At 48.8% G+C, this 21,775-nt stretch carries 18 protein-coding genes; 10 read left to right on the top strand and 8 right to left on the bottom strand.

All coding sequences use genetic code 11. From position 1 onward, the window contains the following. Positions 1-4: 4 nt before the first annotated feature. Positions 5-373, bottom strand: a complete 369-nt coding sequence (locus ACJMM9_RS13765) for a hypothetical protein (protein ID WP_405328093.1) — start codon at positions 371-373, stop codon at positions 5-7. A gap of 127 nt (positions 374-500) precedes the next feature. Here ACJMM9_RS13765 and ACJMM9_RS13760 point away from each other — a divergent pair, with 127 nt between their 5' ends. From ACJMM9_RS13760 to ACJMM9_RS13750, 3 genes are read left to right on the top strand one after another with little or no spacing between them, the layout of a single operon-like run. Further along, positions 501-1,874 carry a diguanylate cyclase domain-containing protein gene (locus ACJMM9_RS13760; RefSeq protein WP_405328091.1) on the top strand — a complete coding sequence of 458 codons (1,374 nt, stop codon included), beginning with the start codon at positions 501-503 and terminating at the stop codon, positions 1,872-1,874. A 37-nt stretch (positions 1,875-1,911) separates the two neighbouring features. Further along, positions 1,912-3,312 (top strand): DNA methylase, encoded by a 1,401-nt coding sequence (locus tag ACJMM9_RS13755; RefSeq protein WP_405328088.1) that lies wholly within the window; start codon positions 1,912-1,914, stop codon positions 3,310-3,312. Beyond that, on the top strand, positions 3,309-3,524 hold the full coding sequence (locus ACJMM9_RS13750; protein WP_405328085.1) for a hypothetical protein: 216 nt from the start codon (positions 3,309-3,311) through the stop codon (positions 3,522-3,524). The genes ACJMM9_RS13755 and ACJMM9_RS13750 overlap by 4 nt, the downstream gene beginning before the upstream one ends. Positions 3,525-3,745: 221 nt before the next feature. Here the strand turns inward: ACJMM9_RS13750 and ACJMM9_RS13745 are convergent, their stop codons facing one another. From ACJMM9_RS13745 to ACJMM9_RS13735, 3 genes are read right to left on the bottom strand one after another with little or no spacing between them, the layout of a single operon-like run. Continuing rightward, a complete protein-coding gene (locus ACJMM9_RS13745; RefSeq protein ID WP_405328083.1) occupies positions 3,746-4,429 on the bottom strand; it encodes a Spy/CpxP family protein refolding chaperone in 684 nt (227 codons plus the stop codon). Beyond that, complete coding sequence (locus ACJMM9_RS13740; RefSeq protein ID WP_405328080.1) at positions 4,429-4,776, bottom strand: hypothetical protein; 348 nt, start codon at positions 4,774-4,776, stop codon at positions 4,429-4,431. The genes ACJMM9_RS13745 and ACJMM9_RS13740 overlap by 1 nt, the downstream gene beginning before the upstream one ends. Further along, positions 4,769-5,314 carry an RNA polymerase sigma factor gene (locus tag ACJMM9_RS13735; RefSeq protein ID WP_405328078.1) on the bottom strand — a complete coding sequence of 182 codons (546 nt, stop codon included), beginning with the start codon at positions 5,312-5,314 and terminating at the stop codon, positions 4,769-4,771. The genes ACJMM9_RS13740 and ACJMM9_RS13735 overlap by 8 nt, the downstream gene beginning before the upstream one ends. Positions 5,315-5,503: 189 nt before the next feature. Between ACJMM9_RS13735 and ACJMM9_RS13730 the strand changes: the two genes are divergently transcribed. From ACJMM9_RS13730 to ACJMM9_RS13720, 3 genes are read left to right on the top strand one after another with little or no spacing between them, the layout of a single operon-like run. Next, the gene (locus tag ACJMM9_RS13730) at positions 5,504-7,036 is read left to right on the top strand and encodes a DUF1538 domain-containing protein (RefSeq protein ID WP_173466055.1); all 1,533 of its coding nucleotides are present in this window, start codon (positions 5,504-5,506) and stop codon (positions 7,034-7,036) included. 8 nt (positions 7,037-7,044) lie between these two features. Then, positions 7,045-7,458, top strand: coding sequence for a hypothetical protein (locus tag ACJMM9_RS13725; RefSeq protein ID WP_405328075.1), 414 nt, complete (start codon positions 7,045-7,047; stop codon positions 7,456-7,458). 2 nt (positions 7,459-7,460) lie between these two features. Beyond that, positions 7,461-7,796, top strand: a complete 336-nt coding sequence (locus ACJMM9_RS13720) for a P-II family nitrogen regulator (protein ID WP_097020869.1) — start codon at positions 7,461-7,463, stop codon at positions 7,794-7,796. Here the strand turns inward: ACJMM9_RS13720 and ACJMM9_RS13715 are convergent. From ACJMM9_RS13715 to rhuM, 3 genes are all read right to left on the bottom strand, one after another. After that, on the bottom strand, positions 7,786-8,268 hold the full coding sequence (locus tag ACJMM9_RS13715; RefSeq protein ID WP_405328072.1) for a GNAT family N-acetyltransferase: 483 nt from the start codon (positions 8,266-8,268) through the stop codon (positions 7,786-7,788). The two genes, ACJMM9_RS13720 and ACJMM9_RS13715, sit on opposite strands and share 11 nt — an antisense overlap. After that, positions 8,268-11,918 (bottom strand): methionine synthase, encoded by a 3,651-nt coding sequence (metH, locus tag ACJMM9_RS13710; RefSeq protein ID WP_405328069.1) that lies wholly within the window; start codon positions 11,916-11,918, stop codon positions 8,268-8,270. Before metH ends, ACJMM9_RS13715 begins: the two co-directional genes overlap by 1 nt. A gap of 160 nt (positions 11,919-12,078) precedes the next feature. Continuing rightward, positions 12,079-13,101, bottom strand: coding sequence for a RhuM family protein (gene rhuM / locus ACJMM9_RS13705; protein WP_405328067.1), 1,023 nt, complete (start codon positions 13,099-13,101; stop codon positions 12,079-12,081). A 318-nt stretch (positions 13,102-13,419) separates the two neighbouring features. Here rhuM and ACJMM9_RS13700 point away from each other — a divergent pair, with 318 nt between their 5' ends. Further along, complete coding sequence (locus ACJMM9_RS13700; RefSeq protein WP_405328064.1) at positions 13,420-16,497, top strand: spermine synthase; 3,078 nt, start codon at positions 13,420-13,422, stop codon at positions 16,495-16,497. 379 nt (positions 16,498-16,876) lie between these two features. On the opposite strand, the gene ACJMM9_RS13695 is transcribed toward ACJMM9_RS13700, so the two are convergent. After that, positions 16,877-17,686: an outer membrane beta-barrel protein gene (locus ACJMM9_RS13695; protein ID WP_405328061.1), complete on the bottom strand. Its 810-nt coding sequence runs from the start codon at positions 17,684-17,686 to the stop codon at positions 16,877-16,879. A gap of 414 nt (positions 17,687-18,100) precedes the next feature. Between ACJMM9_RS13695 and ACJMM9_RS13690 the strand changes: the two genes are divergently transcribed. From ACJMM9_RS13690 to ACJMM9_RS13680, 3 genes are all read left to right on the top strand, one after another. Next, positions 18,101-19,135 carry a hypothetical protein gene (locus tag ACJMM9_RS13690; protein WP_405328059.1) on the top strand — a complete coding sequence of 345 codons (1,035 nt, stop codon included), beginning with the start codon at positions 18,101-18,103 and terminating at the stop codon, positions 19,133-19,135. Between the two features lie 269 nt (positions 19,136-19,404). Continuing rightward, on the top strand, positions 19,405-20,610 hold the full coding sequence (locus ACJMM9_RS13685; protein WP_405328056.1) for a hypothetical protein: 1,206 nt from the start codon (positions 19,405-19,407) through the stop codon (positions 20,608-20,610). Positions 20,611-20,798: 188 nt separating this feature from the next. Beyond that, positions 20,799-21,775 (top strand): class I tRNA ligase family protein (locus ACJMM9_RS13680; RefSeq protein WP_405328054.1); only part of this gene is annotated, 977 nt, incomplete at its 3' end.

Below are 21,775 nucleotides of genomic sequence, written 5' to 3'. Positions count from 1 at the left end.
CTTGCTAGAAAGACCAGTAAATGCAGAAACCGCCCAAGACTGTCAACCCGATACCAGCGGCAAGGCCGATTCTGGCTCCGGATTTGTCGTAGCCGGATTCATCGTCGGTCCCAAGGACTGCGGCTGCAAAAGCTGAGACCACTATTCCGCTAAGAAAAAGCTGGACCGAAAAGAAACGTGCCAAATAAATCATCCCGTCGGTCGATTCTGCGACTTCTTCGGTGGCGGCCATTGATCGGTCTTCTTTTTCGGCATAAACCATCGGCGGGTGTAACGAGACCGTCGCAAAGCTCTCTGCTGTCAAAAGCGAAATGCTCAAAATAATGGCGGCCAAAAATTTCATGCCATGAATATAGTATTTACCTGTTTTCAAAATCCACGTTGTTGGAAAAACACCAAAAATATGGCCTAAATTGCGTATTTTGGGCTTTGGCTCCCTTATGAGGCTTAAAAAGATATATATTAATATAACCTGCCTAAAAAACGTGGGGAGTTAAAGTATGGATTTTGATAATCTTTTGTCGCACTATAAGGCAAAGGCTTGCATTGTTTCTGTTGAATTTTTCCCAGATGGAACATATGGGAATATTCGTGTGGTTGCTGGCAACAAGGCTCATTGCGACGACATGGCAGGGCTGAATCATCCGTTTGAGCCTGGATGCCCGTATGAGGCATGCTTCCCGAAGAATCCGAATTTTGAAGATCATTGTTACCGCTGTGTGCATGATGGAAAGCCTCTGCATGCTTATGTTGACCTTTACATGATGGGTCTCTGGCTCAACATGTTCCTCCTTCCGTTAGATTCTGATTGCGAGAATGTTGGCTATTGCATTTACTGCTATGATGTTGCGCCCAAGGCGGACTCTGCCGCGATGGCCGATATTTCTGCGGATACCGCATCCGATGTATTGAAAGCCTGCATTAAATTGCGTGGCTCGGATGATGTTAAGAAGGCGTTCCAGGAGGTCGCAGAAGACATTTGCGATATTTGTGGTTCTGGACATTGCTGCATTTTGCTGACCGATGATGAAAAGCGCAGTTGCACTGTTTTTTCCGATGCGTTCCGTGAAGGGGCTGATGCTGTGCCGATGGAGCACTATCTTGAGGGCTTCTATGAAATAACGGAAACATGGTCAGAAATGTTGGACGGCAGCACTTGTATCATCGTAAAAGATGAACATGATATGGAAAATTTGCGCAAGCAGAATCCCGTTTGGGGAGCTTCGCTTGATGAAGCGAACATTACGAGCCTTGTGCTTTTCCCGCTTCGCCATGGCAAGGATCTTCTGGGCTATATGTGGGTTCTGAATTTCGATGTCTCGAATGTGCTGAAGATAAAGGAAATGCTTGAACTCACGACATTCTTTTTGGCTTCAGAGATTGCGAACTATCTGCTTTTGAACCGTCTTGAAATCCTGAGTACGATTGATTCTTTGACGGGTGTCAGGAACCGTAACGAGATGAATAACCGCGTGGATTGTGTTGTTGCCGGGAATGAACCTGTGCCTCAGGCTGTGCTCTTTGCGGACTTGAACGGCTTAAAGCGCGTGAACGATGATCAGGGGCATGGCGCTGGTGACAAGATGCTTCGCGCGGCGGCTTCAATTTTGCAGAGCGTATTCCAGGATGGTGTGGTGTACCGCGCGGGCGGTGACGAGTTCATGATTCTCGTGAACGAGATTAGCGAAGACGAAGTGCAGGACCGCGTGGCCCGTGTGCATTTCTTGTCGGGCAAGACGGAAAATATCCGCTTTTCGATTGGCGTGTGCTATGGCAAGAAGGATATTCGCAAGGCCATGCGCCTTGCTGACGAACGCATGTATGCCTTTAAGAACGGGTACTACGAAGCTCACCCGGAATTGAAATATCGGTAGAGTGTCTTTTTGTGCAGTAATTTCTATATTTTGACGTATGAGATTGCCGCGCGAAACACGTACTTATGTTGCCATCGACTTGAAGTCGTTTTTTGCGTCTGTGGAGTGTGTGCTCCGCGGGCTTGATCCGCTCTCGACGAATCTTGTGGTAGCGGATGCGAGCCGTACCGAAAAGACGATTTGCTTAGCGGTGAGTCCGAGCCTTAAGGCTTACGGGATTCCCGGACGTGCGCGCTTGTTCGAAGTTATCCAGAAAGTGCGTGAAGTCAAGCGCCAAACGGGCAAGGATGTACAGTACATTGTGGCACCTCCGCAAATGGCAAAGTACGTGGAATATTCCACCCGCGTTTTTAACGTTTATCTGAAATACGTGAGTGCCGACGATATCCATGTCTATTCTATTGACGAATGCTTTATCGACTTGACGCATTATCTTTCGATGTACAAGAAGTCGGCGCGGGAACTTGCAAAAGACATGATTCGCGATGTGCTTGAAACGACGGGCATCACGGCGACGGCGGGCATCGGAACGAACCTTTACCTTTGCAAAATCGCGATGGACGTGATGGCAAAGCATGTGGCTCCTGATGCAGATGGTGTGCGCATTGCGGAACTTGACGAGATGACGTACCGCAAGGAACTTTGGGGCCATCGGCCGATTACGAGCTTTTGGCAGCTGGGGCGTGGCATTGCGGAGCGCCTCGCGCATTGCTACTTGAATAATGGTCGCGGTATTTTTACGATGGGCGACCTTGCACGTGCAAGTGTCAAGCATCCCGATGCGCTGTACAAGATGTTTGGCGTGAATGCCGAAATCTTGATTGACCATGCGTGGGGCTATGAACCGTGCGGTATTGCTGAAATCAAACGGTATAAATCCAAGACACATAGCATTGGCGGTGGACAAGTGTTAAGTTGTGCGTACGATTGCGCTAAAGCGAAAATCGTCATCCGCGAAATGGTGGATACGCTTGCGCTCGACCTTGTCGAGAAAGGCTTGGTTACGAACGGCCTTACGCTCCATGTGGGCTATGATCGCGAAAATGTGGACAAGGGAATTTATCACGGCGAAACGGTTGTCGATAATTACGGGCGAGAAATCCCGAAGCCTGCGCATGGAACTGCTCCGCTTTTGAATTACACTTCGTCGGCATCGACAATTGCAGAAGCGGTGATGAAACTTGCGGACCGCATCATGAATCCGTCGCTTACGGTGAAGCGCTTGAACCTCACGGCGAATAACGTTCTGGAAGCGACGCAAGAGAGCTACGATCTCTTCACGGATGTGAAAAAGATTGAACGCGAGAAGAAGATGATGCAGGCACAGATTGCTATCAAGAAGCGCTTTGGCAAGAACGCTATTTTCAAGGGAATGGACATGCAGGAGGGGGCGACCACCCGCGAACGCAACCAGCAGATCGGAGGGCACAAGGCGTGATTGACGATTATAAAGACATAATTGATTTGCCGTATCCGCGTGATGACTGGAATTTCTTGATGAAGCATCCAAGAATGTCTGTGGCGAATCGTGCAAAGATTTTTAGCCCGTTTGCGGCACTGCGCGGTCACAATGAAAAAATCGCCGAGACCGCAGAACAACATCTAGATGCTTCCCGCGATGAAAATATGTGGGAAGAGATGGATTGTTGATTTCGAGATTTTACTGGATTGGGCTAAATCCTCAACTCTTTGGCTCGGTTATAAAAATGAGAATGCTCATTTTTGCAACGCTCGCCTTCTGAGTTGTCTTCGCTTCGCTCAGAATGACGTGAAAAGACAAATGCGGTTGATTATGAATCGTTTGTAAAAACAGAAAGCCTCCGGTCGGGTGACCGGAGACTTGTTTTTCAAGGAATCATGAAAATAAAGTTCTAGGGCTTGTTGCGGTGATCCTTGTGGAAGCTCTTGAATTTTTCGAGCTGTTCCTTGGTAAGGATCTTGTTGAAATTCTTTACGCCATTAATTCTGTGGTCGAGCAATGCTTCCTGAGCCTTGAGAATGCCTGCCTTGGCTGCGGCAATCTTCTTTTCATCATTGCTGTCGAGCGCTTCGTGCAAAGACTTTTCCGCATCTTTCTTCTGCTTGCGGAGGGCTTTGAATGTAGAGTCCATTACGATGCGCTGCTGGTCGAGGGCGGCTCTTTGTTCGTGCGTGACCTGGAGGATGGAATCCATGAATTCTGGACCGGGGCCTTTCTTGAAGTCGAACTTCTTGTCGAAATGCTTGCCTTCTTTGAAGTGTTCGCGCGGACCTTCAGGGCGGCCATCGCGGAAATCTCTGTCATGGAAGCGTTCTCCATGGAATTCACCGTGGTGCTTGCCGTGATGCATGCCGCCGCGCTTGCAGCAGTTGCAGACGCAGTCGTTCTTGTCGCAATCGCCGTGGTTTTCGCAGCCGCAGGTGCATTGGTTATGCGATGGAGTGCATGTGGACTGCCTGGAGCAGCAAGATGCGCCGAAGCCTCGGTCTGCAAAGCAGAAGGCTCCAATGGCAAATCCGAGAGAGCAAGCAAGAATGATGATGCTTGCGAAGAAAGTTTTTGTGGATGCGTTCATTATTTAGTCTCCTGTAATAAATAGCTGATGGATGTGTAGGTATCCAAATTCTCGAGTTCGTCGTCGCTCTTTTCGCCGAGGTTCCCGTACCACGATGCAAGCTCGCTTGAAGCGACATTCGTCATGAGAACTTCCTCGGAATTGATTGTATTAGACGTAATCGTCATGAAGGTGGTGAAAAATGCGGCAACGATAAAGCTTGCGGCGAGCACGTACTTGGTGCGTGTCTGGATGAAGTTAAGAACCTTTCTTTTTTCAGAAGAATCGAGTCTGGCGCAGACGGTTTCCCAGGAGCCTTTCCTGGGTTCGATTCTTTCGAGTCTTGAAAAATCGATTTTATCATGCATAGTTCAGGTTCTCCTGTAAATAGTTCTTGACGACTGTTCTTGCTCGGCTGAGCCTTGCCTTGATCGTGCCCTCGGGCATGTTGTAGATCTCGGAAAGGTCCTTGATGCCAAGATCTTCGGCGTCCTTGAGCCAGAGCATGCTTCGCGTTTCGGCGGAGAGCTTTGACAGTCCAAATTCCAAGAGTTCCGGGTCGTAATCCTGTTTTTCCTCGTGCTTGCTTCCGAGAGCGGAAACGGTCACAAGCTCGATGTGCTCTTCTTCAAGTTCGGCATGGCGCTTCTTGGAGCGCAGCCGCATGAGGCATTCGTTCACGGTGAGGCGGTACAGCCAGGTGTTGAGTGCGCTCTCGCCGCGAAACTTCTGGATTTTCCCTGGAACGGAGACGAAAATGTCCATCAAGACGTCTTCAGCCTCGTCGCGATTCTTGAGCATTCTGAACGCAAGGTTCAGAACGTTCGTGCTATGGGACTTCCACAGCACGCCAAGGGCTTCACGACTTCCTTGTTGAATCTTCTTTATAATGACTTTTTCGTCCATTTCGTTACTTTTGATGCATGGGGGTGGAGGTAGGTTGCACGAATACTAAAATTTTTTTTGAATCAAATTCAATAGTATTGACTAGACTTGACTGGATCCTTCCCCTATCGCTACGCTCCAGGGTCAGGATGACAAGTTGCTATTGACAATTGACCAATGACTAATAACCATTTAATTATATTATAAGTGATGCAAAAAATTCTTTTTGAAAAATTGAAAGAGGCTTTTGCCTCCGTTTTGCCCATTACGCTTATTGTGCTGGTGGTGTCGCATACTCCGCTTGTGACTTTTTCACTGAAAGAGCAAATTGTTTTTACGGTTAGTGCGATTTTTTTGATTATTGGAATAGGGCTTTTTAATCTGGGGGCTGATCTTGCGATGACGCCGATGGGGGCGTATGTGGGGTCGGGACTCACCAAGTCGCGCAGACTTTTGTTGCTTGTTTCGGTGTGCTTTGTGATGGGCGTTCTCATTACGGTTGCAGAACCGGATTTGTCCGTGCTTGCGGAACAGGTGAAAAATGCCGTGCGGCCGATTCTTTTGATTTCGACGATAGGCGTAGGTGTCGGGATTTTTTTGCTGCTTGCGATTCTGAAGATCGTATTCAAGAAAGACCTTTCGCTGATTATCATTTTCTTTTACATGGTGCTCTTTATGCTCGGGATGCTCATGGTGTCCGTCGGGCGGAACGCTTTTGTGCCACTTGCGTTTGACTCGGGCGGCGTGACGACGGGTCCGATTACGGTGCCGTTTATCATGGCGCTTGGCGTTGGCGTTGCGGGTGCGATTGGCGGTAAGAACGCTTCGGAAAATAGCTTTGGCCTGATTGCGCTTTGTTCGGTCGGCCCGATTTTGGCTCTGATGGGCTTGGTCGTTTTTTCAAAAGGCGACTTGACGTATGAGCTTTCGACGGCGGCCTACTCGGTGGAGGCTAGTCTTGGCGAACACTTTTTGCCGGTGGTGTTGACTGTTGCAAAAGAAGTTTTTATTGCGCTTGCGCTGATTGTCGTATTTTTCGGTGCGCTACAGTGGACCGTGCTCAAGCTCCCGATGGTGAAGCTTGTGCAAGTGGGGGTTGGCATCCTTTACACGTTTGTCGGGCTTGTGATTTTCTTGACGGCGGTGACGGTCGGGTTCTTGCCGATCGGTTTTGAAATCGGGTGTGAACTTGCGAAACGCCCACATGCGCTTGTGGCGGCTGGGTTTATCATCGGCATGGTCGTGGTGCTTGCAGAACCGGCGGTGCATGTGCTCAATAAGCAGGTCGAAGAAGTGACGGGGGGCCTTGTGACCAAGCGCTCAATGTTGATTGCGCTCTCGGTGGGCGTTGGCATTTCGATAGGTCTTTCGATGCTTCGCATTATTATCGGGTTCCCGATTATTTATTACCTCTTGCCGGGCTACTTTATTTCACTGGGGCTTTCGTTCTTTGTACCGAAGCTTTATACAGCGATTGCGTTTGACTCCGGTGGCGTGGCGAGCGGTCCGTTGACTTCGAGCTTTATTCTGCCTTTGGCGATTGGCGCTTGCTCCGTGATTCACGATGGCGGCGATTCAATTTTGAATTATGCGTTTGGCATTGTGGCAATGGTTGCGATGACTCCGCTCATTACGATCCAGGTGCTTGGTTTCAAGGCGATTGTGGCAAGGCTTTGGCGCAACAGGATTATGATGCGTCGCTTGCAGGATGCCGATGACGAACAGATTATTGACTTTGTGTAGAGGCTACGATGGTTGAAACAGTAAAGAATGTTTTGAAACGGGCGGTGCCTCAAAAGGTTCATTCCAAAGTCTCGATGAATCGCCTCAAGATTCTCGTGACGACGGTGAACCGTTCAAAGGCGGACTTCTACATGGATTACATCCAGTCGTTTGGCGCGAATATGCAGTTCGTGTTTTACGGGCATGGAACGGCTCCGCGCGAAATCGTGGCGGCGCTTGGGCTTGCGGATTCTGAACGTGCGGTGATTATCAGCATCATTGGCGAAGACCATGTGCCAGCAGTTCTGGAATGTTTGGAAGAAAAGTTCAGGACGATTGTGAACGGCAAGGGCATTGCTTACACGATTCCGATGTCAAGCGTCATTGGCAAGTCGGTATTTAACTTTTTGAGCGACAACCGATCTCAGGTAGGGAGAGGGTAATTATGAAACCGAATACACATGAATTGATTATCTGCATTGTGAACAACGGATTCTCCGATACTGTGATGGAAGCCGCTAAAGAGGCGGGTGCCCGTGGTGGCACGGTCTTGAACGCCCGTGGTACGGCAAATAAAGAAGCGGAAGCGTTTTTCCATATCGCTATCCAGCCTGAGAAGGAAGTCGTGATGATTCTTGTGCCGTTGAACGTGAAGGACGCGGTGCTCCATTCGCTTTACGAGAAAGCGGGCCTCAATACGATGGGGCAGGGAATTGCATTTGCGCTCCCGGTCGATAATGTCGTTGGGCTTACGCCGTGGAAGGTTGAAGCTAAAACGTAAGGCGCATCTGGTACCAGACGACTCCGCCGTGGACGGAATTGCTGACACCTTCGTTTACAAATCCGAATTTAGCGTAATAGTTGACGAGCTTGTCTTTGCAAGTTAGAACAACGCCTTTGCGGCCTTGCGCCTTGGAATCGTCAATGAGCTTTTGAATAAGTTCTCCGGCGTAACCGTGCTTGCGGTACGAGGGAATTGTATTTACTCCGAAAATCATTTGCCACTTGCCGTTTTCGTTGTGCATGGCGGCATCTTCGTACATCGCGTCGGTCAAGTCGGGTTCATCGGTGACGAATCCATCGACGAACGAGATTAACTTGTCTCCATCGAACATCAGCCAAAAGTGATTGCCGTAACAGTTAAGTCTTTCGGCGAAAGATTCACGGGTGGCGGCTTCGGCTGGCGGGAAGCATTCGGCTTCGACGTTTGCGACTGCGTCTAGATCACTGATGGTTGCGGTTCTGATTTGCATTATAACTTTACCTGGAAGTAATCGATTTCGGGGTGGCTGATGTAGAGGCCGCTCACGGATGCTTGCGGGTACATGGCGCCGTTTTCGGTGAGGCTGATGCCGACGCTATTGAAATCGATGAGCTTCGCGACGTTGAAAATTTCCTTGATGTTCGGGAGCACGGGGTAGCCGACGGCCGGGCGGATGCCCTTCCAACCGTTGTTGTGTTCGAGTTCCTGGCTCAAGTATTCGGCGCCTGCTTCGGCGAGGCGGTCGGCGACGGTCTGCATGAGGAGAACGTCGTAGTCGCTGCCGCCCTGTTCTGCTTTCAACTTTTCCAAGCGCTTGACGAACGTGTCGCTCATGGTCACTGCGAATGCACCGACGATGTCGCGGAAAACATCCTTGCCTGCGGGGGCAGCGAAAACGCTTGCTGTATTGGCGTTTGCCGGCGCGACGTAGTCGCAGAGCGCAAGGCAAGTGCCTTCAGGATTCTGCTGGCGCGCGGTCGAGACTTCAACGAAGTCTGCGTCCGTGCCTGTGCGGCCCGTGTTGAAGATAACGGATTTTTCAGTGCCTGCGGCGGGGTAGAACGCCTGAACGGCGCGGAGCGCGTATTCGGGCTTGGTAAGCGACTTGATGAGCGCTTCGGCGTCGGCCTTGAGTTTCTTTGCCTCTTCTTCTTCCGGCTTGATTTTCCAAGTGAAGAAGAAGTATTCCCAACTGATGAGCGGGATAATCTTTTCGATAGGAATCGGCGGGAGCTTGCTTTCGCCCATGAACGGCGGCTGTACCGGCTGGTATTTGCTCCAGTCGTACTGGAAACGGCGTTCTTCTGGTGTGGAGGCGGCAGCGGCCATGGCGTTAGCGGCTTCGGTCTTGATGCCGTTTTGCTTGTCGCGGATGCGCTGTTGCTCTTCGCGGTTTTCCTGAATTGTTTGTTCGCGAGTGGCGGGGTCGAGCAATTTCTGGGCAAGGCCCGGATTGCTGGCGGCGTCGCGCACGTGGAAAACGGGGCCGTCATAGCACGGAGCTATTTTCACGGCGGTATGTGTGGGCGAGGTCGTGGCGCCACCGACGATAATCGGGATACGCTGACCTGCTTCTTGCATGGCCTTTGCGACAGTGCACATTTCTTCGAGAGACGGCGTAATAAGTCCGGAAAGGCTCAAGATATCTGCTTTGTTCTCAATCGCGGCCTTGACGATGACGTCTTCGGGAACCATCACGCCGAGGTCTACCATGTCGTAGCCGTTACAAGCCATAATCACGGAGACGATGTTCTTGCCGATGTCGTGCACGTCGCCCTTGACGGTCGCGATGACGATTTTACCGCGGCTCGATGCGTTCGCGTCTTTGCCCGCTTCGATGTAAGGCTGCAAAATTTCCACGGCCTTTTTCATGGTACGTGCGGTCTTCACGACTTGCGGGAGGAACATCTTGCCTTCGCCGAACAAACGACCCACTTCGTTCATGCCGTCCATCAGCGGGCCAGAAATGATTCCGACTGGGCTATCGCCACGGTTGATGAGTTCCATCAAGTCGGGCTGGAGCGTTGTAGAAGTTCCCTTGAGGAGCGCTTCTTGTAAGCGTTCTTCGGGCGTGGTGGGCTTGGCATCGGCGGCGGCATTGCTTTCGTCAGAAGAGCTGCTTGCACCGGTGCTTACGGCAAAAATCGCCTTCGGATCGTACTTAGTGCCTGCTTCTTTTGCGGCTGCGGCCGCTGCGTTCATGCGGCTTGCAATTTCGATGAGTTCTTCGCTGGCTTCCGGTTCCGTGTTGAAGATGACTTCGGTGATCGCCATGCGGAGTTCAAGCGGAATCGTCTTGTACTTAATAATTGCGCTCGGGTTCATGATGGCCATGCCCATGCCGTTCGGGATGGCGTAATGCAGGAACGTGGTGTGCATCGCTTCGCGCAAGTAGTTGTTACCACGGAATGCGAACGAAAGGTTCGAAAGACCGCCTGAGATGCGGACACCGGGGAGGTTGTCCATAATCCAGCGGACGGCGCGGATAAAGTCAATGGCGTAGGCGTTGTGTTCTGCCATGCCGGTTGCGACTGTCAAAACGTTCGGATCGTAAATGATATCGGACGGGTCGAAGTGCAACTGCTTCACCATGATATCGTAAGCGCGGGACGCAATTTGTACACGGCGCTCGTAGTTCGTAGCCTGTCCTTCTTCGTCGAAGAGCATCACGATTACGGCGGCGCCGAGACGCTTCACGGTGAGAGCGTGTTCGATAAACGCCTTTTCGCCCATCTTGAGGGAAATCGAGTTCACGATGCTCTTACCTTGGATGCATTTGAGGCCTTCTTCGATGACTTCGAAACGGGAGCTGTCGACCATGATAGGCACGCGGCTTACGGCAGGGTCAGATGCAATCAAGTTCAGGAACGTGCGCATTTCGGCGGTGGCATCAAGGAGGCCATCGTCCATGTTGACGTCAATGACGTCCGCGCCGTCATCGACTTGCTTACGGGCAATGTCGAGCGCTTCTTCGTAATTCTTCTCGTTGATGAGGCGCAAGAACTTCTTGGAACCCGCGACGTTGCAGCGTTCGCCGACCTTCACGAAATCATCGGCATTGCAGCTGTCGGCACCGTTGCTCGGACGAACCTGTTCTCTAAACAACGGTTCCAAACCGGCGAGGCGGAGGCGCGGGCAAGTGACGTACTTCGGTGCTGGTTCACGGCGCTTATAGTCGGCGGGGAGTTCGTCCAGCATCTTGCGCATGGCGGCGATGTGTTCCGGAGTTGTACCGCAGCAACCGCCAATCATGTTCACGAGCTTGTCGTCCAGATAAACTCGCATCAGGCGCACCATGTCTTCGGGCGTGTCGTCGTAACCGCCGAACTGGTTCGGAAGACCTGCGTTCGGGTGGCAGCTGAGGTAACACGGGGCGATGGCGCCCATGCGGCGGAGGTACGGCACCATGCCGTCTGCACCGAGACCGCAGTTTAAGCCGATGGAAAGCGGGTGCATGTGCATCACGCTCACGGCAAATGCTTCGACCGTCTGGCCCGAAAGTGTACGGCCGGAGGCATCGCTCACGGTCATCGAGAGCATCACTTCGATCGGCTTGATTTCAGCTTCGGGTGTGCCTGCGGCTTTGGCGGCTTCAATGCGGGCGTCGTTTGCCTTGCTGTAAGCGCTGAGGGCAGCCTTCGCGTTCAGCGTATCGAAAATCGTTTCGATGAGGATGGCGTCAACGCCTTCTTCCATGAGCACGGAAATTTGTTCCAAATACGCATCTTCGAGTTCGTCAAAAGTGATGGCTCGGCTTGCCGGATCGTTCACGTCTTCGCTCATGGAGAGCATCTTGCTCGTGGGGCCGACGTCGCCCAAAATATAGACTTGGCGACCATACTTCTTGAAGCCTTCTTCGGCGGCCTGCTTCGCGATTTTTACGGAAGCGCGGTTCATCTCGGCGATGCGATGTTCCTGGTGGTATTCGTGCTGGCTCACGCGCTGGCTCGAAAACGTGTTCGTAGTGAGGCAATCCACGCCTGCATCCACGTAACGACGCTGGATGTCGAGAATGATGTCGGGTTTTTCGATGGAGAGCATATCGTTGTTGGCGCCCTTGATCCCGTAAGTCTGGATAACAGAGCCCATGCCGCCATCGAGCAGCATCATCTTTGATTCAAACGCTTCGCGAAGAGTCATTTTGTTTCCGTGTTTAAAATTCGAATTTATGCGTATATTTGTTTTTATGCATAAAAATAGAAAATGCTCGGTTTACTGTCATTAGCCATGAACCCATAATACCCAAAATTACATATTCCTAGTGAAAGTGTGGGGAAATTGAAATGAGAAAACGTGTTTCCTAACCGTTATCCTTATTAATCAGATTCACCACCACCTTGACCATCATGTCCTTTTCTTCTGGTCGGCTTTCGGCTATCATCAATGTTATTGCAACGAGGGTGTTGTCTGCAATGCGTTTGGATCCGTCCTTGTTATAGAGGATTCCGTTATTCTTCATAAACCAAAGGAATAGAGTCGCTGCAATGCGCTTGTTGCCGTCGCTAAAAGAATGGTTCTTGATTACCAGGTAAAGTAGTGTTGCGGCTTTTTCTTCCACAGAGGGATATAAATCGGTTCCATCAAAGGTTTGATAAATTTGTCCGATGCTACTTTTGAAAGATTGGTCCTTTTCGTGTCCAAACAGGGAGCTGCTTCCAAATTTTTTCTTCAGGCTCCGAATGGCTTCTATTGCGTTTTCGTAGGTAGCCCTGAAACGAGCGTGTTTTGTTACTTTGCGGATTCCCAATTTTTGGTAATCGTAATCATCAAGAGTGTCAAGGGCGTATGTATAGTCAGAGACTACTTGAACCAAAGAGGTCGCCTCGTCGGATGTCAATTTTTCCTGTGTTCTTGCTGTACGACCGACCAGTTTCACTAGTTTGGTTAGCTCGTTGTACTTTAAGGCGGCTACTTTATTGTTAATGGCAAAACCCTTAACTAGGTAATCCTTCAAAACCTTGTTTGCCCACTGGCGAAATAGCACACCGCGTTTACTTTTTACGCGGTAACCGACGGAGATAATGACATCAAGATTGTAATAATTGACTTCTTTAGTCTGTGTTTTGCCTTTAATAGCGCCGTGTTGAGTGGTTGTCGCAAATTTTGCGACAACCATATCGCCTGCTAATTCTTCCTTTATTGCGTTGTCGATGTGCTTACGGATTGTCTTGCTGTCTCTTTCAAAAAGCAAGGCCATTTGCTCCGCATTCAGCCAAACAGTCTCGTTTTCCATGCGGACATCAATCTGCGTCTTGCCATCACTAGTTTGGTAGATGATTATTTGATTGTTTTCGGAAATCTTATTTGACGTAATAGACTTCATACAGCCTCCATATGATCACTTTTGTGACCGGTTGATGTTAGAGGCGTTCCCTTATTCCGAAATCATGGAATAAAAAAAACGCACTAAGCCGAGAGCAGCGAAAATAAGCTTGCTTATTTTCATTGCCGAGGCGAATGCGTTAGCGTTATAAAACGAAAACGCGATTCTTCGTTTGACAGAGAATCACGTGCTGCATTAATGTACCTAATATCGCTAGATGTGGCAAGGGGCCTAAGGAAATTTTACATCTCCAAAAAATTACAGGGAAATGAGGTGCAAGCAAACTTATAACTTTTTAATTAGTATAGATTTGCACTCATGAATATCGTTATTTACGCGCTTTTTGCTCTTTCTGGTTTTGCGGGTCTCATTTACGAGGGGTCGTGGGCCAGGTACCTTAAACTCTTCCTCGGACATTCGAGCTATGGTCAGGTGCTCACGCTCTGCATTTACATGGGCGGGCTTGCGATAGGCAGTTTTGTTGCGGGCAAGCTTGTGGAGCGCGTGAAGCGGCCACTGCTCGGGTATGCGGCGGTGGAACTTGCGATTGGCATTGGTGGGTTGATTTACCACCCGATGTACATCTGGATTACAGATTACTTTTACGATTCGAATTTTGTCGCGGGATTGAGTTCGCGTGGCGCGGAAATTCTGAAGGTCGTTTTGGCGACGGGTTCGACGCTCCCGATTGCAATTGCGGTGGGCATGACGTTCCCGTTCATTGCGGCGGGTCTTATGCGCAAGAGCGGTGCCGAGGTCTCACTTCCGATGCTTTACTTTACGAACAGCCTCGGCAGTGCCATTGGTATTTTGTTCACAAGTTACATCTTGATTCCGGAACTCGGAAACCACATCACGCTTTGCGTGGCGGCTTCGATCAACTTCTTGCTTGCGGCGGTGTTCTGCTTTATCGGCTACACGACGCCTTCGACGTATGAGGAAGAACTTGAGGAGGAAGGTGTTGGCGAAGATGGTGCGGGAGTTCGCGAGAATGCTGCGCGTCCGGAACCGCTCAACGAAGATTATGTGGCGGAGCACAAGCTTGCGATGCCGCCGAAGAATATGTGGTTCTGGATTGCCGGAATTACAGGGCTTACTTCGTTTGTCTATGAAATTGTCTGGATCCGTTTGCTCTCGCTGTTGATGGGTTCTTCGAGCCATAGCTTTGACCAGATGCTTTCGGCATTTATTTTGGGACTTGCGATTGGTAGCGCTGTGAGCGGAAAACTTTTGAAGAAGGACTCGCTTGTGGTGCTTTCGCTGGCGCAAATTTTTATGGGATTCTTTGCGCTTTGCACACTGTACTTTTACAAGCCGTTCTGGGAAGGCATGAATGTCGCAAACCAGATTTTCAATACGACAAATGACGGTTATGTTTGCTGGAGCATTTTCAAGTACGCGCTTTCGATTTTGTGGATGGTGCCGACGAGCTTCTTTGCGGGCATGACGCTCCCGTTGATTACGTTGATTTTGACGCGTGCGTTCAAGAGCGAAGCTCCGATTGGTAAGGTGTACGGCTGGAACACGGTGGGTTCGATTCTTGGTTCGGCAGGCGGTGGACTTTTGCTGTTGCCGCTGATGCAGCTCAAGGGCTCGCTGGTGCTCGCTGCTGTGCTTGATTTTATGATTGGCTTTATCTTGCTTGTCGTTTATCGTAAAAAGTTCCGCTATAGCGTACTCTTTTACGTGATGACGGCGGTGATGATTTTGCCTTCGTTCTTTGTGAATTTCGACCCGCACATGATTACGTCGGGTGCTTTCCGCGCTTACAAGAATTTGCATCCAGATGAAAAGATTGTGGTGCGTGACGGCAAGACGGCGACGATCAGCTTCCACGAATCCGACGTGCATTATTACGTGAAGACGAACGGCAAGGCCGATGCGAGCATGAGCAAGAATCGTGAACGCCCGATTGAAGGCGATGAACTCACGCAGGCCGCGACTGCATTTATGCCGATGGCTATGAAGGACAAGCCTTACGATGCCGCAATGGTTGGCTTTGGCAGTGGCATGGGTGCGCATTACTTGCTTTCTGACCCGCTGGTGCGCGATTTTGACTGCGTGGAAATCGAAGAAGAAATGATGAACCTCGCTCGCGGATTTTATCCGTGGAACGCCCGTGGTTACGATGACCCGCGCATCCACATTTTCATTGACGACGCGCAGACGTTCTTCCTCACGAATCGCCGTAAGTACGACTTGATGATTAGCGTTCCGAGTAACCCGTGGGTGAGCGGTGTCGCAAGTTTGTTCAGCCATGAATTTTACACCAAGATGCGCCGCTACATGAAACCGGGCGGACTTTGGGTACAATGGATCCAGACGTACGAATTCAATGACTTGCTGTTCCTCAACATCTTGAAGGCACTTGATGTCGCGTTCCCGTATGTGAGTTTGTACAAGGCTCCTGAGGAACCAGACATTATCATTGTCGCTAGTGACGAACCGGTGATGCAACGTGCGATTGGTCGCTTCAGCACAGATTCAACGCTCGTGAAGGAATTCAAGCGCATCCACCGTGAACCGGATTTCTTTGGCGAACAGAATTTCTTGTTCACTTCGAAGATGATTACGTCGCTCCTGGATGGCGTGGAACCGAATAGCACGTTTATCCCGATTGTCGATAACAAGGCGGAAGAAGCTCGCTTTGTACATTCGAACGCGCGCATTGTGCAGGTGTTCGACAGTTGCGAAATTTGCTGGCCGGAATATTTGGACTCGGCTGATTATGCGCTGCGCCGCCCGATAAAGGTTCAGTCGATGCTCAAGGCAGGTACGGACAAGTATCGCGAACGCGCGCTGTTGGCGTATCTTAAAGAAGTGAAAAAGCGCAAGAAGGCGTTCGATGGTATTTCGGCGATGCTTGCGGTGAACAGCGACGATTCGGCGGATGATTCTGGAAATGGTGCGGATTCTGCGGCGATCTCGGAAAATGTCGCCGATTCAGCAACGGCGGTAGATAGCCTTGTGCGCCCGAAATTCAAGGTGGATGAAACTTCCCCGGATTGGAAAAAGTTCCGCGAAGAATATGTGGAATGGATGCGTGGTATCCCGATGGAAGCTCGCGACACGAATAAGGTCTACAGTAAGGTTCGCAAGCTCGTGAATGCGGGCGTGCTGCCGGAATCGTTCGTGGATGAGTTCAACATCATGGAAGCGGCCCGCGCCAAGAATTACAGGCTCGCTGCAGAATACGTCGCGAATTTCTACGAGAAGTACGAAGTCGCTGCGATGGATGAATTCTTCTTGCGCAACGCGATTCTGGTTGCATTCCTGGCGCACAATCCGACGCTCGCCGATGTGCTCTACAAGGAAGCCATCAAGCCGCACGAAGAATTTGCGCCGATCGAGAAACTCCTCATCCAGAAGGAAATTCCTAGAATCCGTAGGAAGTAGGGCGCGCTCGCGAAAATTTGAAAAAATATCGTTTTTTACGTGAAAAAAATGAACTTCAATCAACTTTCACGTAAAATTCAATACAAATTAAATTTGAATTCTCGGAAAGTCCTCGCGTTGAGGACTTTTTTGCTTTTTTATGCTACATAAATTGAAATCTGGAGCGTTTTGTAGCGCGTTTGATTGTGAAAAATACTTGAATGATTAAAAATGTTACATACAACATTAAAAAATTACGTGAATAACTACGAAGAAAAATAGGTTTTCACGTAAAAACAGGCTTTTTTTGAAAATTTCATTTTTCAATGCAAAAAAACGCGGCCGTTTATGCCGCGCTTCCTTTTTGCAATTAAAAAAATATCGACTAATAACTAACCCATTAGAACAGGAATGATATGCCTACGTTCGTATAGAACGTCAGAAGCGTTGAATTTGTGAAGGACGGTTCTACGGTCAATCCCTGGTTCAGGAGGTTTGTGAAGCTCTGCACAACGCGTAGGTTCAAGTGTACGCTTCTTGTGATCATGTAGCCGCCTTCGATGGCGAGTCCCACTTCCATATTTGTTGAAACGTATGTGTTCGTGCTTTTTTCGGAGTTTCCTGTGAACACGCCGCCGTTGGCTTCGGAGCTGAATTCCGTATCGCCCATCAGTTTAAGTCCGAGGTGCAAGCCGGCAGCCGCAAAAAGGTCGTATTGCTCGAACGTGTAGCGGAACATGATCGGGAGTTCGAACAACATGATGTTCAGCTTGCCCTTGTTGGTGTAAACGCCCATGTCCTTTTCGTAATTGTACTGGCGGTAGTTGAACGTGAGTTCCGGAACGAGGCTGAAGTTCTTTGTGAACATCGAAATCTTGATGATAAGACCCGCGCCTGCGTTCCAGCCTGCGCCCCACCCTTCAGAGTTCGAGCCGAGGAACGTGTTGAAACCGCCCTGTACACGTGCCCCGAGGAAAACAGACTGCGAAAAACCTTCGCTTCGCTGCTTGCTGATTTCGGAACGCGATGTCGTCTGGGTCTTGTATCTTGCGTATGCGCTGGCGTAATCTTCGTCGTTTGCAAATTCGCTGTCGTTAGAGCCGTCGTATGAGCCATTGGACTCGCTACTGGAGGCTGGGCTGGGCGAATCGACTGAAACCCATTCGTCGTCATCGGAACTTTGAGCGAAAGTGCCTGTGGAAAGGGCCAAGATCAGAGACGCGAGTAAGCAAGATTTTCTTAAAAGCATGGTCAAATAATAATAAAACGTGGAGGTTCAACGACTTAAAAATATTTTATTAAGGGTGAAATGAAAAGAAAAAAATGTTTACAGAGGGGCTTGTACCCTAAGTTTTATAGCTGCTTTAGGTCTTTGGGGTGAAATATCCCTAATCTGACGATTTTTATCGTTTTATTTTGAGGAAAAATCGGGTTTTACCCTGCTTTTTTGTAACCTCAGAATACGGGCTTGGAACGGCTGATGAATGAGTGGTCCTGTTCGGACTGTTTTTGTGTGTTTGAATGCTTATTTTATTCTTGCATGGCTTTTCTAAGCATTTATAGTTTACTTGGGTTTTTATAGTTTGATAATATAGCGATTTGAACTTTTATAGGAGATGCTGACATGTTCAAAAAAGATTTTTCTTGTGTATGGCCCGTGCTTGCCTGCTTGTCTTTGATTTCACTCACTGCTTGCAGTGATGATGCGGTGAGTAATCCCCGTTCTTTGGCTGAACCCGTGTTGCCTACGGATGCATCCGGTGATAGTGTGCAAATCAATATTGGAGGTTTTACTTATACTTTCCCGGCCTGTAATGCAGAAAGCGAAGGAACTTCCATAAAGAAGTTTATTGGGAATTCAAAGTATGGTTACGACCGCTACTATAAATGTGAAAAAGGTTCCTGGAACGAAACGAGTGCAGCCGATGTTGAGTGCGCTCAATCCGATGTGAAGATTGGCGATGTTTGCCCAATTAGATATTACGGATATGTCGGTATGGGTGGCCCGATTCGTTTGAGTTGCTATGTCTATACTGAAAATGGCTGGACTAATAAGGGGTCTGTCGATTTCTATGGCGAAGATCAAAAAAGTTCTTGTGAAGAAGTCTTGAATGCGCCTAAGATTGAAACGGGATGTACGGATGGTGAAGAGCCAAAAGAAATTGAAAAAGACAATAAGGTTTATTCCTATACCTGTTCTTCGGGTGAATGGCTGGTATATGATGTTGAACGCACTGAAAGTAATCTGAAGTGCGAATCTTTGACCGGAGGCGCGATTACACGTTTTTTGGTGCAAAAAGAAGGCGATAGATTGAAGAATGTGTGCAGCGAACCGATTCCTGTTATTGGCGATGAAGTTTATGCAGAAGATTGCAATGCGGAGAATGAAGGCCGTGTTTTATCGCTGTGGAGCGGAAATCCCAAGTATGGGTATATGTCGTATTACAGGTGTCAAAAAGACTCTTGGGTTAAAGGTGACATTAGCCTCACTTGCGATACTGCTGGCGTGGCCGTGGGTGACACTTGTGTTAAGCAGAATTCGATAAACATATTCCAGGCAGGCATGAATCCTACGGGTGAGATTGAGTCTTTTGTGTATAAGGGCAACGGTGTTTGGACTAAGGTCGAAACGGAAGAAATAGCAAGAATCGCTAAGTGAAAACTAACCGCGCAGACTTGTAATTTTAGCTCTGGATGGGTGGATCCCTTCCAGGGATTCTTTGTTTTATAAAAACTTATTTTTGTTTTAAATTTTTAAAATTTTTTAGATTGAATTTTGAAATTGCTGAAATTTGTTCAAAAAAAGCCACTTTTATTTTTTGGATGATATTGCGTTGTTCGGTGCAGAATCTTATTTTATGAAAAGTCGCGACATGTAAGAACTTTTTTCTTACAAAAAAAAGTTCGAATGTGCTTTTGCGCGTTTAATTGGTTATTTTTATTATAAATTATTTTTGGCATTATGCTGGAGATGAGCTTATGTTCAAAAGGAATCATGTTTGTGCAATAGCAGCAATGGCTGCAATCTCTATGGTGTCGTTCACTGCTTGCGGTGACGATGTCGTAAATACTCCCAGCCCTTCGACCGAACCGGTTCCGACAAAAAAGCCGTCAGCACCACAGGATTGCGATACTGGTGTGTTGAATGTTGGTTCGATTTGCGTAAAAAGAGAGAGCCTTCCTGGCTGTCGCAAACCTGGATGCGTTCTAATTTCTCATGAATATGTTTATATGGGCGATGGTATCTTGGAAGACTTTGATGCCATTGCGAATAAAACTGCATGTACTGCTGAAAATGAGGGCGCTAAACAGAAACTTACTTATGGAGATGTATCGTACAGGAATACGCATTATTATATATGTCGTGTTTTTGGGAATGGCCAGGATTATTCTACCAGTCAATGGGAAAAAATTGATGAAGTTGCATATAACTGTGCGGAAAAGCCTGCCGGGGAAATATGCTCGTTCGAATCGTCTGAAGGAATGCAGAATTATTTAAGTGTATCAGGTGGAGGGAAGAATTATTGGCTTAAGTTTGAACCTAATTCTGAATTAGGTCCATGCCCGACTGAATATGCGTTGGATCGCCTTTTCAGTAAATCAGGTGAAAATGTTTATAAGTGTTATTCAGGAGAATGGGCTTTGGCTGAGGGTTTGATTCCGCAGCAGTATTTGGATCCTAGAAAAGACAATTTAACTGACGAAGAATATGATGTCTTGGAATTGCCCCAAAATGCTTCGGTGGGCGACCGTGCGGCAGGCTTGCTAGAGGATTGTACTTTTAAAAAAGATTTCCTTTATTTTACATGCGATAGTGAAAACGCTGATGTTTTTTCCTGTCCGAAGCATGTGTATTATGATTATTGCGAACCGAGAAATTATTATCGATATCGCGAAAATGGTTCCTGGACATTGGAAACTGACGAAGATCGATCAAATGATAGTCGTTTCCAACAACCTGAATGTACAGAAGAAAATAAGGACTCTGTTTTTGAAATCCCGCCGCAACCTGGTGAACCTGGTAAGGTCTATAAATGTATTTGGAATTCTGCGACTGTTATATTCGGAAAATTAGGAGTGAATCGTGTTTCCGATTATATTTTTCACAAAGCCGAAAAGGTAAATCTTTTTTAAATGTTTCAAACTTTGGGATGGCTAACTGCCATCCCTTTTCATTCGCCTTACGCAAAAGTTTCTAAATTTTAGCCCGAAAATTTAATGAAGTTCTGCAAGCGACAAGGCTGTTGGGCAGATTCGACGAATTCTTTCGTCTCTAGTCTTTCGTCTCTCGTCTAGCAGAACCATACTGAGGTACAAAGCAAATGGCAAAGTATAATCCGCAAGAAATCGAAACCAAGTGGCAAGCCTACTGGGAAGAACATCAGACGTTTAAGACTGGCGAAGACAAGTCCAAGCCGAAGTATTACTGCTTGGATATGTTCCCGTACCCGAGTGGTGCAGGCCTCCATGTGGGCCACCCGGAAGGTTACACTGCAACGGATATTATTTGCCGCTACAAGCGCAGCCGCGGTTTCAATGTGCTCCACCCGATGGGTTGGGACGCTTTCGGCCTTCCTGCTGAACAGTACGCCATCCAGACCGGTACGCACCCGGCCATTACGACCAAGAAGAACTGCGACAATTTCCGCCGCCAGATCAAGCGCCTCGGTCTCTCTTACGACTGGAACAAGGAAGTCAACACCACCGACCCGAAGTATTACAAGTGGACGCAGTGGATTTTCAAGCGCCTTTATGGCACCTGGTTCGATGAAGACCAGCAGAAGGGCCGCCCGATCGAAGAACTCCCGATTCCGGCTGATGTAGAAGCCAAGGGTAAGGACGAAGTTCGCAAGTACAAGGACGGCAAGCGCCTCGCTTACTACGCCGATGCTCAGGTGTGGTGGTGCAAGCACTGCAAGATTGTCTGCGCTAACGAAGAAGTTTTGAACGACGGTTCTCACGAAAAGTGCGGCACCAAGGAAGTCGAACGCCGTAACCTCAAGCAGTGGCTCATGCGCATTCCGCATTATGGCGACCGCCTCTTGAAGGGCCTCGACAAGCTCGACTGGCCGCAGGGCGTGAAGGACATGCAGAAGAATTGGATCGGCAAGAGCTACGGTGCCGAAGTTGATTTTGCTATTGCCGACGCTGAAGGCAAGCCGACCGAAAAGAAACTCCGCGTCTACACGACCCGTTGCGATACGCTGTTTGGTGCAACCTACATGGTCGTTGCTCCGGAACACGCTATGGTGCCGGAACTCACGACTGCCGAACAGAAGGCCGCCGTGGAAGAATACGT

This window comes from Fibrobacter sp. (assembly GCF_045112255.1).
Classification (GTDB): domain Bacteria; phylum Fibrobacterota; class Fibrobacteria; order Fibrobacterales; family Fibrobacteraceae; genus Fibrobacter.
The sequence above is the reverse complement of the archived record's forward strand: the minus strand, read 5'-3'. Positions and strand labels throughout refer to the sequence as shown.